Annotated in this window: 11 protein-coding genes; 10 read left to right on the top strand and 1 reads right to left on the bottom strand. The window is 72.1% G+C overall.

All coding sequences use genetic code 11. The features are described 5' to 3' along the window. Positions 1-535: 535 nt before the first annotated feature. A complete protein-coding gene (locus BC793_RS00530) occupies positions 536-3,163 on the top strand; it encodes an EAL domain-containing protein (RefSeq protein ID WP_146246144.1) in 2,628 nt (875 codons plus the stop codon). A 69-nt stretch (positions 3,164-3,232) separates the two neighbouring features. After that, positions 3,233-4,489 carry a GAF domain-containing protein gene (locus BC793_RS00525; RefSeq protein ID WP_109588539.1) on the top strand — a complete coding sequence of 419 codons (1,257 nt, stop codon included), beginning with the start codon at positions 3,233-3,235 and terminating at the stop codon, positions 4,487-4,489. Between the two features lie 96 nt (positions 4,490-4,585). Here BC793_RS00525 and BC793_RS00520 read toward each other — a convergent pair whose 3' ends face one another. Beyond that, positions 4,586-5,272, bottom strand: coding sequence for an HAD family hydrolase (locus BC793_RS00520; RefSeq protein WP_109588538.1), 687 nt, complete (start codon positions 5,270-5,272; stop codon positions 4,586-4,588). Positions 5,273-5,478: 206 nt separating this feature from the next. On the opposite strand from BC793_RS00520, the gene BC793_RS00515 reads away from it, so the two are divergent. The 8 genes from BC793_RS00515 to BC793_RS00480 all read left to right on the top strand — a co-directional run bounded on the left by BC793_RS00515 (position 5,479) and on the right by BC793_RS00480 (position 14,924). Then, positions 5,479-6,654: an ROK family transcriptional regulator gene (locus BC793_RS00515; RefSeq protein WP_109588537.1), complete on the top strand. Its 1,176-nt coding sequence runs from the start codon at positions 5,479-5,481 to the stop codon at positions 6,652-6,654. 53 nt (positions 6,655-6,707) lie between these two features. Next, a complete protein-coding gene (locus BC793_RS00510; RefSeq protein WP_109589049.1) occupies positions 6,708-8,240 on the top strand; it encodes a sugar ABC transporter ATP-binding protein in 1,533 nt (510 codons plus the stop codon). A gap of 56 nt (positions 8,241-8,296) precedes the next feature. Then, on the top strand, positions 8,297-9,316 hold the full coding sequence (locus BC793_RS00505) for an ABC transporter permease (protein WP_239169820.1): 1,020 nt from the start codon (positions 8,297-8,299) through the stop codon (positions 9,314-9,316). A 97-nt stretch (positions 9,317-9,413) separates the two neighbouring features. Next, positions 9,414-10,472, top strand: a complete 1,059-nt coding sequence (locus tag BC793_RS00500) for a substrate-binding domain-containing protein (RefSeq protein ID WP_109589048.1) — start codon at positions 9,414-9,416, stop codon at positions 10,470-10,472. Between the two features lie 53 nt (positions 10,473-10,525). Then, a complete protein-coding gene (locus BC793_RS00495; protein WP_203896097.1) occupies positions 10,526-11,716 on the top strand; it encodes a Gfo/Idh/MocA family protein in 1,191 nt (396 codons plus the stop codon). Positions 11,717-11,929: 213 nt separating this feature from the next. Then, on the top strand, positions 11,930-13,225 hold the full coding sequence (locus tag BC793_RS00490; RefSeq protein WP_109588535.1) for an inositol-3-phosphate synthase: 1,296 nt from the start codon (positions 11,930-11,932) through the stop codon (positions 13,223-13,225). Next, a complete protein-coding gene (locus BC793_RS00485; RefSeq protein ID WP_109588534.1) occupies positions 13,222-14,064 on the top strand; it encodes an SCO3242 family prenyltransferase in 843 nt (280 codons plus the stop codon). The genes BC793_RS00490 and BC793_RS00485 overlap by 4 nt, the downstream gene beginning before the upstream one ends. Beyond that, positions 14,061-14,924 carry a sugar phosphate isomerase/epimerase family protein gene (locus BC793_RS00480; protein ID WP_109588533.1) on the top strand — a complete coding sequence of 288 codons (864 nt, stop codon included), beginning with the start codon at positions 14,061-14,063 and terminating at the stop codon, positions 14,922-14,924. The genes BC793_RS00485 and BC793_RS00480 overlap by 4 nt, the downstream gene beginning before the upstream one ends. Position 14,925 lies beyond the last annotated feature (1 nt).

Here is a 14,925-nt window from a genome sequence, read left to right as displayed (position 1 = left end):
GCCGAACCGCAGCGGCAGACGGGCCATCGCCCACAGGTTGATCACGACCGAGCCGGCGTATCCGAGCGCGGCCACCTCCGAGACGAGCACGGCGGGCAGCCCGCGAACGGCACCGTCGTAGGCGTGCGCCGACGCCCCGAGGACGACGAGACCGGTGCCGACGGCCAGGTGCCGCCAGAACCGGCGGGTGGCCGGCGGCAGTGCGGCGGTGCGGGCGACACCCACCAGCGAGATCAGCGCCACGATCGCCGACAACGGCATCGCGGCCCAGAGCAACGGCACGGGGGTACGGACGCCGGCGACGTTCACGGCGAACACCGTCACGGCCAGCACCGCCAGCGTCCCCGAGACACCCACCAGGGCTCGGGTGCCGGGGTACCGGGCCGTAGCTTCGCCGTTCATCCGACTCCTCACCGAGCAGGGCAACAGCCCGCACCATCGGCCGGCGTGCCGGTCACTGAAGGATCCCGGCATCCCGTCATCGACCGGTCACGGCGTGTCAGGAGATCGGGTCGGGCTCCGTAAGATGTGCCGCATGAATGCGCTCCGGTCGGTGCGTCCATCGACGTTCGTCGCGGGTGGGGTGGCCTGGGCCCTGGCCGTCGTGGTGCTGCTGCCCCTGACCACGGCCGGAGGTCTGCTGGCCGCCGGAGTGCTGGTCCCGGCCGTGGTGATGCTCCGGGCCGTCCACCGGGGGGCGGCTGCCGGGCCACGGTTCCGTGCCCTGCTGCTCGGCGCGGCCCTGCTGCTCACCGGTGCCACCGGCCTGGCCTGCGCGGTCATCACCCTCGTCGTGCCGGACGTCACCGTCGACGGTGTCACCCTGTCCGCGCGCCTCTGCCTGATCAGTCTGGTCCTCGTCGTCCTGGTGACCCTGCCCGGTCTGCTGCGCCCGCATCAGCACCGCGACCCGCTCGGCCGGCTGCGTGTCTGTCTCGACGTCGTCGGGGTCTCCGCCTGCCTCCTCCTGCCGACCTGGGTGCTGATCTTCAGCGACGGCTACCTGCGGGGTCCCTCGGCGATCGCGGCCTTCCTCGGCGCGGTCGCGACGGCGACCGCCGCGGTCGCCGGGGTGCACGCGATCCGGCACCGCGCGTCGCTGCGATGGGCCGGTCCCGGCGCCGCCCTCGCGCTGACGTGTCTCACCGCGCAGGTGATCGCCGCGGACAATCCGGCCAACCCCAACTCGGCCCTCGCCGCGGTCGCGGCCGGTGCCGCGGTCAACGTCGCGGCCTGGGTGATGTGGTGGGGCAGCGTCCGGGTCGATCCCGATGCCGGGCCACCGGTCCCCGCCGGTGGCGAGCCGGCGGCGGGGTTCCCGCTGTTCGCCCTGCCGGTGCTGGGTTCGTCGGTGGCGGTCGTGGCACGGCTGGTGCACGGCGGTGACCTCGATGCCACCGCGATCGCCCTGGCGGTGATCGCCCTGCTGGCGGTGGCCTCCCGCGAGTTCGTCTCGGCCATCGCCCTGCGCCGGCACGCCGAGCTGCTCACCCATCACGGCAACCGGCTGCGCAGCCTCATGTTCGGCTCCTCCGACGTGGCGGTGGTCCTCGACACCGGCCTGGCCGTGTGCTGGCAGTCGCCCGCCGCGGCACGGCTCTTCGGGCTGTCCGATCAGGACGTTCTCGGCCGCCCTATCACCGCGCACGTGCACCGGGACCAGGCCGCCGCGGTCGGCGCGTTCCTGACCGGGCGGCTGCACGAGGACCGGTTCGATCTCGCCGACGCACAGGCGGTGTCGGCGCGGTTCCGGGACGGCTTCGGCCGCTGGCGGGACACCGAGTGGACCGTCGGCGGCGCCGATCCCGCGATGCCCGGCCGCAGCATCGTGCTACACATCCGCGACGTCACCGACCAGCGCGAACTCGAGCAGGCTCTCCAGCAGGCGTCCCACCTCGATCCGCTGACCGGGCTGGCCAACACCCGCGGCCTGCGCCGGGCCGGCCCGGCGGCCGCCGACGGCGGCGCGCTGCTCGTCCTCGAACTCGGCGGTCTCACCGCGATCGCCGACGTGCACGGCTCGGAACGCTCGGCGACGGTGCTCGTCGAGGCGGCGCGCCGGGTGCGTACCCGCATCGGTGACACCGACGTCCCGGCCCGGGTCGGTGACGCCCGGCTCGCGGTGGTCACCCGCAACGGCGCGATCGGCGCGCACCTGCTCGCCAACCAGCTGGTGACCGCCCTGACCGCACCCTACGAGCTGGACGGGGCCACCGCGCATCTCCAGGTGTGGGCCGGTCTCAGCGACCTGTGCCCGGACACCGACGTCGACGAGGTGCTGCGCCGCGCCGAACTCGGGCTGCGGGTGGCCCGGTCCCAGCCTCCCGGCGGCGTCGAGTGGTACGACGAGGTCATCGAGCAACGGCTGGTACGCCGGTCGACGCTCGAACAGGACCTGCCGACGGCCATCGACCGCAACGAGGTCGAGCTGCTCTTTCAGCCGGTGTTCGAACTCTCCGGCCGGCAGCCGGTCGGGGTCGACGCGATCCTCAGCTGGCGCCACCCCTCACTGGGCCGGCTGCCGGCCGACGAGTTGCTGGCGCTGGCCGAGGATCTCGGCGTGCTCGGCGACCTGCGCCGGTGGGCGCTGCACCGCACGTGCCGGCAGGTCGCCGCGTGGCGGGAGCGGTATCACCCGCTGTGGTTCTCGATCAGCGTCCGGCCGGGTGAGCTGGGGGACGAGATCTTCCACTCCGGGCTCGACGAGGTTCTCTCGGCGCATCGCCTGCCCCGGTCGGCGCTCGTCGTCGAGGTCAGCGAGGACGACCTGCATCAGGGGCCGGAGTCCGGTGAGCGGCTCGCCGAGCACCTGCGGCGGCTGCGGATGAGCGACGTGCGTACGGCGGTGGGGCACTTCGGTGCCGGGCCCACCTCGCTGAGCCGGCTGCGGGTCCTCCCGGTCGACGTGCTGAAGGTGGACCGGACGGTGTTCAGCCGGCCGGAGTCCGCCCCGGCGGCCGGCGCGATCATGGACGTCGCCGTCACCCTGGGCCGCCGGCTCGGCATGGACGTGATCGCCGACGGTCTGTCCACCGACGACGACCTGGCGACGGTGTACGCCACCGGCTGCCGTTTCGGGAAGGGTGATCTGCTGGCCCGCCCGATGCCCGCCGAGCACGTGGAGGCCCTGATCGAGCACTCCCGCGACACGTCGGCGTCCTGAGCGGCCGCCGAGTCGCCCCGGCCGGGTCGTCGGCGTAAGTTGAGGGCCCCGGCGAGAGGCGGCACGATCATGACGGCGGTGACGGGCGGGCGCCCGGAGGAGGACCAGCGGGCCCTGTTCGGGCAGTCGGTGGCCGTCTTCGCGTCACTCACCGGGCCGCGGCATCTGGTCGAGACGGCGAATCAGGCGTTCGTCGACGCCTTCGGCGGCCGCTCGCGGCAGGCCGGCGTCGCGTTCGCGGAGTTCTCGCCCGAGCTGGCCGATCAGGGCTTCATCGAGGTGCTCGACCGGGTGCACCGCACGGGCGAGCCGTTCACCGGGCGAGATGTCCGCGTCGTGCTCGCGACCGCCCCGTTCGCGGGGGAGGCGTTCTTCGACGTCACCTGCGAGCCGCGGCGCGACGCCGGCGGAGCCGTCACCGGGATCCACCTGATCGGGGTCGAGACCACCCAGATCAAACGGGCGCAGCAGCTGATGGCGGAGCATCGCGCCCTGCTGGAGCAGATCGCCCGGCAGGCGCCGCTGTCCGAGGTGCTCGACGGGATGGCCCGCAGTATCGAGAACCTGGCGCCCCGGGAGGTGCTGGTCTCGGTCCTGCTCGCCGATCCCGACGGCCGGCATCTGCGCCACGGCGCTGCCCCCAGCCTGCCGGACTTCTACAACGAGGCCATCGACGGCATCGCCACCGGTGACGGTGTCGGCTCGTGCGGCACCGCCGCATACCGGCGCGAGCCGGTGATCGTCACCGACATCACCACCCACGAGTTCTGGACCGACTTCCGTGACCTCGCCGGGCAGGCCGGCCTGGCCGCCTGCTGGTCCACGCCGATCCTGGCCCGTGACGGCAGCCTGCTGGGCACCTTCGCCATGTATCACCGCACGCCCAGCGTGCCGCAGGAGTCCGATCTCGCCCTCGCCCGGGTCTTCGCCGGCACGGCCGCGCTCGCCATCGAGCGGCACCACAGCGAGCAGGCACGGCTGGCCGCCGAGGAGCGGGCCAGGGCCGCGCACGACGCGCTGGCCGAGGCGGTCCGCGCGGAGCAGCGGTTGCGTGCCGAGGCCGAGCAGCGTGCCGCCGCAGCGGCTGCGCTGACCGCACAGGTGCACGCGGCCGCGGCCGCGCAGGCCACCGTCCCGCATCCCGAGCGGTGTCAGCTCGGCGGTGCCGCCGGATGCACCGCACCGGCGGAGATCAAGCTGGCCGACTCGTGGGGCGACGCGGCATGGGGCTGCCCGGCCCACGTCGAAGAAGCGATCATCACCGTACGTTCGGTGTTCATCGCCAGCGAGGAACTGGGCGGCCTGGCCGCCTACGTCAACCGCTGAGCCCCACGGGAAGCCCCGTGCGGCATTCGGCGCCGGGCCTACGTCAACGGCTGAGTCCTGGCGGGAAGCCGCGTGCGGGATTCGGCGCCGCGCCCGTCAGTGGCTGAGTTCCGCGGGCAGCCGGGCCATGTCGGTGAAGATGTGGGACGCGCCGGCTTCCAGCAGCACCCGCGGGTCGTTGTGTGCGGGGCTGTCCGGCGGGCAGTAGCCGAAGACGGTGGCGCCGGCGGCCACGCCGGCCCGGACGCCGGTCGGGGTGTCCTCGATGACGGCGGTGCGGGCCGGGTCGACGCCGAGCGCGGCCGCCGCGGCCAGGTAGACGTCGGGGGCGGGCTTGCTGTGTGGCGTCTCCATGCCGCTGAAGATCTTGCCGGCGAAGACGGTGTCCAGACCGACTTTGGTCAGTTGCAGTTCCACCTTGTGCCGGTCGGCGCCGCTGGCGCAGGCGAGCCGGCCGCGGTAGAGGCGGTCGATCTCACGGGCCGCGTCGACCGCGCCGGGGATGGGCAGCAGGTCGAGGGTGAGCGCGTCGTTGCGGCGCTTGCGGAATCCGTCCAGCCAGTCGTCGGTCACGGTGTAACCGGTGTGGGCCTCGATGACCGCGGTCTCGTCGCGCAGGGCCCGGCCGACGAAGATCCGGAAGCAGTCGGCGGCGGAGATCGGCCAGCCGAGTTCGTGCAGCATCGTCCGGAGCACGGTGTTGGTGATGGCTTCGGAGTCGACGAGCACCCCGTCGCAGTCGAAGAGCACGGCGTCGTACGGGAGGGCGGTGGAGTCCGGCATGCCGGTGACCCTAACCGTCGCCTGTCCGGGCTCGCCACAGGCTTTTGCATGATCCATCAAAAGTTTGATGTAGATCATGAAGAAGCTGTGGACACTGACAGCAAAGCCTTCTACTGTGGCGCATGTAACACATAGACGAAACATGGATGTCACACCCGACGGGTTCGGGCACGCCGTGGCGTGCGGATATGAGGTCAACCGTGCGTATGACGATCGATCCCCCCTACCTGCAGCTGCTGCGCCTGCTCCGTAACGAGGGCGCCATCTCGCGGGCTGAGCTGGCCGATCGCCTGCAACTTCCCCGGCCCCGGCTGCTGGCCGAGGTCGAACGTCTCGTCGCCCAGGGCTTCGTCGTGGAAGCCGGCATGGCCGCCTCCCGCGGCGGGCGGCGTTCCACCCTCGTCGAGTTGCACTCCCGGCTCCGGTTCGCCGCCGTCGACCTCGGCGCCAGCTCGATCGACGTGGAGGTCACCAACGGCCGCCTCGAACCGGTCGCGGCGTACACCGAGGAGGCCGACATCCGCTCCGGCCCCAAGGCGACCCTGCACCGGGTCAACGAGCTGCTCGCCAAGGCCCGCGTCGACGGCGCCTACGACCGGCTCGACGCGATCGGCATCGGCGTCCCCGGGCCGGTCAGCTTCCGCGACGGGGTGCCCGTCTCCCCGCCGATCATGCCCGGTTGGGACCGGTTCGGTGTCCGTGAGCTGCTCACCCGTGAGCACGGCTGCCCCGCGGTGGTCGACAACGACGTGAACATCATGGCCGTCGGTGAGCAGCACGGCGGTGTCGCGCACAGCGTGCGGGACTTCCTGTTCGTCAAGGTCGGCACCGGTATCGGGTGCGGCATCTACCTCAACGACGAGGTCTACCGCGGCACCGACGGATGCGCCGGCGACATCGGCCACATCCAGGTCGACCCGCACGGCCCGATGTGCTCCTGCGGCAACGTCGGCTGCCTGGAGGCCCTGTTCAGCGGCACGGCACTGGCCCGCGAGGCCCTGGTCGCCGCCCGTTCCGGGACCTCTCCGGCACTCGCCGACCGGCTCGCCGCCAACGGCCGGGTCGGCGCCCGCGACGTCGCCGAGGGCGCCACCGAGGGTGACGTCACCTGCATCAAGCTGATCCGCGAGGGCGGGCACCGGATCGGCTCGGTGCTGGCGTCGCTGGTCAGTTTCGTCAACCCCTCGATGATCGTCATCGGGGGAGGTCTCGCCCAGCTGGGACACATCCTGCTCGCCGAGATCCGCAGCGCCGTCTACCGCCGGTCGCTGCCGCTGGCCACCGGCAACCTGCCGATCGTGCTGTCCGAGCTGGGTTCGCGCGCCGGTGTCACCGGCGCGGCCGTGCTGGCCAGCGACGTGGCCTTCGAGCAGGCGTCATGACCGGCCCCGGTGCCGGCGGTGCGGCGTCCCGCAACGAGAAGGGGGAGGCCGTGATGGCCGACGACAAGGACCACGAGGTGGTGCTGCGTCTCACCGACCTGGTCAAGACGTTCCCCGGGGTCCGCGCCCTCGACGGCGTGCAACTGGAGGTCCGCGCCGGCGAGGTGCACTGTCTGCTCGGGCAGAACGGCGCCGGCAAGTCCACCCTGATCAAGGTGCTGTCCGGCGTGCACCGCCCGGACTCCGGCACCGTGGAGTGGCTCGGCGAGCCGGTCGCCTTCAGCAACCCGCAGGCCGCCATGAAGGCCGGGATCGCCACCATCTACCAGGAACTCGACCTGGTCGACGACCTGACGGTGGCCGAGAACGTGTTCCTCGGTCACGAGCCGCGCCGCCTCGGGTTCATCCGCCGCGGCGCGATGGCCGACCGCACCCGGGACATCCTCGGCTCGCTCGGGCACGAGGAGATCCCGGCCCGCCGCATGGTGCACGCCCTGCAGGCCGCCGGGAAACAGGTGGTCAGCATGGCGCGGGCGCTGTCCCAGGAGGCCCGGCTGCTGATCATGGACGAGCCCAGCGCGGTGCTCGCCCACGACGAGGTGGAGAACCTGTTCCGGATCATCCGGCGGCTCACCGCCCGGGGCATCGCGGTCATCTACATCTCGCACCGCCTCGACGAGATCCGCGAGATCGGCGACCGGGTCACCGTTCTCAAGGACGGCCGTACCACCGCGTCGAACCTGTCCGCCGCGCAGACCCCGACCAGCGAGCTGGTCAGCCGCATGACCGGCCGGACCATCGAGTACGTCTTCCCGCCCCGCCCGGAGCCGGTCGCGCGCGAGGAGCTGCTGCGCGTACGGGATCTGAGCCGGGCCGGGGAGTTCCGTGACGTGTCGCTCAGCGTCGCCGCCGGCGAGATCGTCGGCATCGCCGGGCTGGTCGGCTCCGGCCGCTCCGAACTGCTGGAGACCATCTACGGCGCCCGCCGGCCCGACACCGGCACCGTCGAACTCGCCGGCAAGGCCCTGCGCCCCGGCAGCGTCGGCTCCGCCGTCCGGGCCGGCATGGGCATGGCCCCCGAGGAGCGCAAGAGTCAGGCACTGCTGCTCGGCGAGCCGATCTACCGCAACATGACCCTGGCGACCTTCACCGGACTGGCCCGCCTCGGTTTCACCAACGCCCGCCGCGAGCGCGCCGAGTCCGACCGGATCGCCGGCTCGCTGGACCTGCGGCCCCTCGACGTACGCCGCCCGGTCGGCACCCTCTCCGGCGGTAACCAGCAGAAGGTCGTCGTCGGGCGCTGGCTGCTCGGCGACACCCGGCTGCTGCTGCTCGACGAGCCCACCCGGGGAGTCGACGTCGGCGCCCGTGCCGAGTTGTACCGGGTGATCCGCGGTCTCGCCGCCGAGGGTGTCGGCGTACTGCTCGTCTCCAGCGAGGTGCCCGAGGTGCTCGGCCTGTCCGACCGCGTGCTCGTCATGCGTGAGGGCCGGGTCGTCCACGAGGCACCCTCCACCGAAATCGACGAAGACACGGTGCTCGACCTCGTCATGGCGGGGTCGCTCATGGAAGGAGCGCCAGCGTGACCCTCAGCGAAGGCACCGGGCTGAAGGCGCCGGCGCAGCCCGGCCCCGAGCCCGCTCTGCCGGGCGGACGCAAACGGCCGTGGGCCGGCGAGTCCGGTGAGTCGGTGACCCGCAACCTGGTCCTGGTCGGTGTGCTCGCCGCCCTGATCGTGATCGGTGCGATCACCCAGCCCGAGTTGTACGGCAACTCCACCTGGGTGTGGACGAACGTGCTGTCCATCCTGCAACTGGCGTCGGTGGTCGGCGTGGTGACGGTCGGCATGACCTTCGTCATCATCGGCGGCGGCATCGACCTGTCGGTCGGCGCGATCGTCGCCCTGGCCGGGGTGTGGAGTACGACGCTGGCGACCCAGTCCTACGGCGCCGCCGGCATGATCTTCACGGCGATCGTGGTCGGCGTGGCGGTCGGGCTGGTCAACGGGGTGCTCATCTCGTACGGCCGTCTCGTGCCCTTCATCGCGACCCTGGCGATGCTGGTCGCGGCCCGCGGTCTGGCCGCGGCGATCTCCGGCAAGCAGACGCAGATCTCGTCCAACACCTTCATCAACGGCATCGCCAGCACCAAGATCCTCGGGATCCCGGTGCTCGTCTACATCCTCGGCGCGGTCGCCGTGGCCGGCTGGATCCTGCTCAACCGCACCACGTTCGGCCGCCGCACGGTCGCCGTCGGCGGCAACCCGGAGGCCGCCCGCCTGGCCGGCATCAACGTCAAACGCCACACCATGTTCCTGTACGGGCTGTCCGGTCTCTGCTGCGGCATCGCGGCGGTGATGCTCACCTCGCAGGCGACGTCCGCGCAGGCGGCCATGGGCAACCTGTACGAACTGGACGCCATCGCCGCGGCGATCATCGGCGGCACCCTCCTGAGCGGCGGACGGGGCACGATCGTCGGCTCCATCCTGGGCGTCCTGATCTTCGCGACGATCACGAATCTGTTCGCCATCAACGGCCTCTCCACCGAGGCCCAGAACATGGTGAAGGGCGGCATCATCGTCGCCGCTGTCCTGGTTCAGCAGTTCCGCTTCAAGTCCGTCACACAGTTCTTCGCCCGTAACCGGATCACCAGCAGCACATAACGCGAGCACGTCCCCCCGGGTGACCGTCCACGTCGACGGCCGCCGGGATCCGTACACCCTGAAACGCTCCGTTCTCTTTAAGACATAGGAGATGGTCATGTCCAAGATCAATTCCGACCTGTCGCGACGCCGGCTGCTCTTCGGCGGCGCCGCGGTGGGTGCGGGAGCCCTTCTGACCGCCTGCACCAGTAACGAGGCGGCCCCGACCACGGCTCAGACCAAGGCCGCCGACACCAGCGGCGGCGGCAACGCGGCACCCGGCACGAAGGTCACCATCGGCTTCTCCGCGCCGGCCGCCGACCACGGCTGGATCGCCGCCATCACCAACAACGCCAAGGCGCAGGCCGCGACCTTCAGCGACGTGGAGTTCAAGTCGGTCGAGGCCGGCGCCGACGCCGCCGCCCAGCGGGCCGCCCTGTCCACCCTGATCGCCCAGAAGCCCACCGTCATCGTGCTGCTCCCGCACGACGGCAAGGAGCTCAACTCGTTCGGTCTGGAGGCGATGGCCGCCGGCATCCCGGTCGTCAACCTGGACCGCGCCTTCCCCGACGCCCGCGCCTACCGCACCCAGATCATGGGCGACAACTACGGCATGGGCGTGGCCGCCGCCGACTACATCATCGCCCAGATGAAGGCCAAGGGCGTGGGCAGCCCGATCATCGGCGAGATCGCCGGCATGGACGAGCTGGAACTGACCCAGACCCGGTCCAAGGGCTTCACCGAAACGCTGGCCGCCGCCGGTTTCAAGGTCGCCAACCGGCGGGCCGCCCGGTTCACCGTCGACTCCGGACAGCAGGAGGCGTCCCAGCTGCTCCAGGCGCTGCCGCGGATGGACGCGCTGTGGAACCACGACGACGACCAGGGCGTCGGCGTGCTCGCCGCGATCAACCAGGCGAGCCGCAAGGAGTTCATCATGGTCGGCGGCGCCGGCTCCAAGCAGGCGATCGAGACGATCCAGGCCGACAACACGGTACTCAAGGCGACGGTCACCTACAGCCCGTCGATGGCCTCCTCGGCGATCTCCCTGGCCCGGCTGATCGGCCAGAAGAAGGGCCTGGCCGACCTGGTGGAACTCCAGGTTCCCAAGGAGATCGTGCTGGCATCGGAGACCATCACGAAGGAGAACGCGAGCAGCTACATCCAGCTCGGGTTCTGACCGCGTACGGGGGGAGACCCATCTTGTCCACGCAATCACTCTTGCGGGTCGGCATGGTCGGCTACGCGTTCATGGGCGCCGCGCACTCTCAGGCGTGGCGCACCGTTAACCGTGTCTTCGACCTGCCGCTGCACGTCCGGATGACGGCGGTCTGCGGCCGTGACGAGGCGAACGTCGCCGCCGCGGCGGCCCGGCTCGGCTGGCAGGAACACACCACCGACTGGCGGTCACTGGTCGCCCGTGACGACATCGACCTGATCGACGTCTGCACGCCCGGTGACAGCCACGCCGAGATCGCCCTCGCGGCCCTCGCGGCCGGCAAGCACGTCCTCTGCGAGAAGCCACTGGCGAACACGATCGCCGAGGCCCGGGAGATGGCCGCCGCGGCCGTCCGGGCCGAGGCGGCCGGCATCCGGTCGATGTGCGGATTCAACTACCGGCGTGTTCCGGCAGTCAGCCTGATGCGGCGGATGGTCGCCGACGGGCGGATCGGCGACATCCGGCACATCCGCGCCGCCTACCTCCAGGACTGGATCACCGATCCACAGTTCCCGCTGGTCTGGCGCCTGCAGAAGGACAAGGCGGGCTCCGGCGCCCTCGGTGACATCGGGGCGCACATCATCGATCTCACCCAGTTCGTCTCCGGTCAGAGCATCACCGGGGTGACCGCGCTGACCGAGACGTTCGTCAAGGAACGGCCGCTGCCGCAGGCCTCCAGCGGGCTCAGCGCCGCCGCGGAGGACAATTCCGGCAACGGTACGCCCATCGCCACCGGCCCGGTGACCGTCGACGACGCCGCGCTGTTCCTGGCCCGGCTGGACGGCGGTGCCATCGCCACGTACGAGGCCACCCGGTTCGCCACCGGCCGCAAGAACGGGCTGCGCGTGGAGATCAACGGATCGCGCGGGTCGGTGGCGTTCGACTTCGAGCGGATGAACGAGCTGGAGTTCTACGACGCCACCAGGCCGTCCGGCGAGCAGGGCTTCACCCGCATCCTGGTGACCGAACCCGATCACCCGTACCTGTCGGCCTGGTGGCCGCCGGGCCACGGCATCGGCTACGAGCACGCCTTCACCCATCAGGCCCGCGACCTCGTCGAAGCGATTGCGACAGGTGCCGACCCGACCCCGTCGTTCACCGACGCGCTACAGGTGCAACTGGTGCTGGACGCTGTGATCCGCTCCGCCGACCACGGTTCGGCCTGGACCGACGTGGAGCCGATCCTCGCGGAGGTGGCCGCCTGACCACTGCCGTATGAACCTCCCCGCCGTCCGCGAGGGTCCGGCCACGGTGCGCCCCGTGTCCGGACGGACGGCGAGGAGGAACCGCCACCCGGCACGGGCACGGAAGGGATTCCCGTGCCCGGCCCGGGTGGCCCGATGACCGGCAGGCGGAGCCGGAACGCCGCACCGGCTCCGCCTGACCGCCGCACGTGCCGCCAACGAATCGGAGGAGTCATGTCCCTGGGTGTCTGGCTGGTCGGCGGCCGCGGCAGTGTCGCGGTCACCAGTATCGTCGGAGCTCTCGCCCTGCGCGCCGGCCTGGCCGCGCCCACCGGCTGCGTCACCGAACTACCCGATCTGCGCAGTCCCGCCCTGCCCGGATTCGGTGACCTCGTCTTCGGAGGCCACGACCCGTCGCCGGTGCCGCTGACCAAACGGGCCGAGGCCCTCGCCGACGCCGGCGTGGTCCCGGCGTCGCTGGTGGCCGCCGTGCACACCGAACTGACCGCGGTGGACGCCGACATCCGGCCGCTGCCGCACGTCGCCACCCAGGCGGCGACCGCCGGCCTGATCGTCGCCGACCTGGTGGAGTTCCGGGAACGGCACGATCTGGACCGGGTCGTCGTCATCAACGTCGCCTCGACCGAGCCGGTCCCGGACGACGATCCCGCCCACGCGAGCCTCGCCCTGCTGGAGGACGCGTTGCGTACCGAACGCCCGGTGCTGCCGCCGAGCGCCCTCTACGCCTACGCCGCGCTGCGGGCCGGCTGCCCCTACGTCGATTTCACCCCGTCGACCGGGGCCCGGCTGCCCGCCCTGGACGAACTCGCGCGGCGACAGCGGCTGCCGTACGCCGGACGCGACGGCAAGACCGGTGAGACCCTGCTCAAATCGGTGCTGGCCCCGATGTTCGCCCAGCGCCACCTGGACGTGCGGACCTGGTCGGGGTTCAACCTGCTCGGCGGCGGCGACGGCGCCAACCTCGCCGACCCGGCCGCCAACAGCGCCAAGAGCGCCAGCAAGCAACGGGTCCTCCAGGAGACGCTCGGGCAGCAGCCGCAGGGCACGGTCCGCATCGAGTACGTCGAGGACATCGGCAACTTCAAGACCGCCTGGGACCTGGTCACGTTCGCCGGGTTCCTGGGCACCCGGATGCGCCTCGAATTCACCTGGCACGGCTGCGACTCGGCACTGGCCGCCCCGCTCGTGCTCGACCTGGCCCGGCTGACCGCCGCCGCCCACGCCGCCGGACGCTCCGGCCCGCTCACCGAGTTGGCGTTCTTCTTCAAGGACCCGCTCGGCGACGTCCCGCACGGCCTCGCCGACCAGTGGCGGCTGCTCGTCGACTTCGCCGCCGGCCTCGACACCGCAGCGGCGGGTCCCGGCCCGCAAGCAGCGGGGTCCGACCCGGAAGCGGCTAGGCCCGACCCGGAAGCGGCGAGGTCCGGCCCGGAAGCGGGGAGGTCCGGTCCGGAAGCGGCGGGTCCCGGTCCGGCAGCGGCCGGTTCCGACTCCGAAGCGACCGCATGACCGGCTGGCGGGACATCGCCCGGCTGGTCCGCGCGCCGGCCGCCCTCTCGGTTCCCGGTGACGTCGTCGCCGGGGCGGCCGCCGCGGGCACGCTGCGCCCGCGGACCCTGGGGCTGGCCGGGGCCTCGGTCTGCCTCTACTGGGCCGGGATGGCCGCCAACGACTGGGCCGACCGGCACATCGACGCGGTCGAGCGGCCGGGACGGCCCATCCCGTCCGGCCGGGTCAGCCCGGCCACCGCCCTCGGTATCGCCGCCGGCCTCACCGGTGCGGGACTGGGGCTGGCCGCGCTGGCCGGGGGGAAACGGGCGCTCGCGGTCGCGGCGCCGCTGGCCGGGGCGGTCTGGACCTACGACCTGGTGGCCAAGAACACCGTGGCGGGACCGGCCGTGATGGCGGCCTGCCGTGGCCTCGACGTGCTGCTCGGTGTCGGCCACGGGCGGCATCGGGCGGCACTGCCCGCGGCGCTCACGGTGGCCGCTCACACGTACCTCATCACGGTGTTGTCCCGCCGGGAGACGACCGGCGCCGACGCCGCGCTGCCGTCGGTGACCCTCGCCGGCACCGCGGTCGTCGCCGGCCTCGCGGCATCGCGGCAGACCCCGGCCGCCGGGCTGCTCTCGGCCTGGTACGCGGCCCGTTTCGGTGCCGCCCAGCAGCGTGCCGTCGCCCGCCCGGACGCCGCCGCGCTGCAGAACGCGGTGGCCGCCGGGATCACCGCGTTCCCGGCACTGCAGGGCGCCCTGACCGCACGGGCCGGCTCCCCGGTCGCGGGCATCGCGGTCGCCGGCGCCGCGGTCGCCGCGAAACGCCTGGCCAAGGTGGTGAGCCCGACATGATCGCGGTGGCAGAGCAGGATCGGACCGGGGCGGGTCTGCGGTTCGGGTACGGCACCAACGGGTTCGCCAACCACCGCCTCGACGACGCCCTCGCGGTGATCGCCGACCTCGGTTACGACGGGGTCGCGCTCACCCTCGACACCGACCATCTCGACCCGTTCGCCGCGGACCTGCCGCGCCGGGTGGCCGCGGTGGCCGCCCGGCTGGAACGACTCGGCCTGGGCGTGGTGATCGAGACCGGCGCCCGCTACCTGCTCGACCCGTGGCGCAAGCACTCCCCGACGCTGCTGGAGGAGGGCCGTGAGCTGCGGCTGGACTTCCTGCGCCGGGCCGTCGACATCGGCGCCGACCTGGGCGCCGAGGCGGTGTCGTTCTGGGCCGGCATCCAACCCCCCGACGTCGACGACACCACCGCCTGGGACCGGCTCGTCGACGGCTGCGCCCGGACCCTCACCGCGGCGCGGCAGAAGGGCGTCACGCTCGGCTTCGAACCGGAACCGGGCATGCTCGTCGACGACATCGCCGCCTGGCGCAGACTGCACGCCGCCCTCGGCGCGCCCGCCGGATTCGGGATCACCCTCGACATCGGACACTGTCGCTGCCTGGAGCCCGAACCGGTTCCCGACTGCGTCACCGCGGTCGCCGAACACCTGGTCAACGTGCAGATCGACGACATGCGGCGGGGCACGCACGAGCATCTGGAATTCGGCACCGGCGAGATCGACTTCCCGCCGGTGCTGGCCGCCCTGTCGGCCGCCGGATACACCGGGCTCGTCGCGGTGGAACTGCCCCGGCACTCCCACGCCGCCCCCACCGTGGCGGCACAGTCCCTGGAGTTCCTGCGGGCCGCCCAGAAATAGA

It is taken from the genome of Actinoplanes xinjiangensis, from assembly GCF_003148685.1.
In the GTDB taxonomy this organism is placed as follows: Bacteria; Actinomycetota; Actinomycetes; order Mycobacteriales; family Micromonosporaceae; genus Actinoplanes; species Actinoplanes xinjiangensis.
This window is presented reverse-complemented; position numbering and strand designations above follow the sequence as displayed.

Coding starts and splice junctions, on each gene's coding strand:
- BC793_RS00525 (WP_109588539.1), top strand. CDS start 3,233: ATGACGGCGGTGACGGGCGGGCGCCCGGAGGAGGACCAGCGGGCCCTG.
- BC793_RS00530 (WP_146246144.1), top strand. CDS start 536: ATGAATGCGCTCCGGTCGGTGCGTCCATCGACGTTCGTCGCGGGTGGG.
- BC793_RS00495 (WP_203896097.1), top strand. CDS start 10,526: ATGGTCGGCTACGCGTTCATGGGCGCCGCGCACTCTCAGGCGTGGCGC.
- BC793_RS00510 (WP_109589049.1), top strand. CDS start 6,708: ATGGCCGACGACAAGGACCACGAGGTGGTGCTGCGTCTCACCGACCTG.
- BC793_RS00515 (WP_109588537.1), top strand. CDS start 5,479: ATGACGATCGATCCCCCCTACCTGCAGCTGCTGCGCCTGCTCCGTAAC.
- BC793_RS00480 (WP_109588533.1), top strand. CDS start 14,061: ATGATCGCGGTGGCAGAGCAGGATCGGACCGGGGCGGGTCTGCGGTTC.
- BC793_RS00500 (WP_109589048.1), top strand. CDS start 9,414: ATGTCCAAGATCAATTCCGACCTGTCGCGACGCCGGCTGCTCTTCGGC.
- BC793_RS00485 (WP_109588534.1), top strand. CDS start 13,222: ATGACCGGCTGGCGGGACATCGCCCGGCTGGTCCGCGCGCCGGCCGCC.
- BC793_RS00490 (WP_109588535.1), top strand. CDS start 11,930: ATGTCCCTGGGTGTCTGGCTGGTCGGCGGCCGCGGCAGTGTCGCGGTC.
- BC793_RS00520 (WP_109588538.1), bottom strand. CDS start 5,272: ATGCCGGACTCCACCGCCCTCCCGTACGACGCCGTGCTCTTCGACTGC.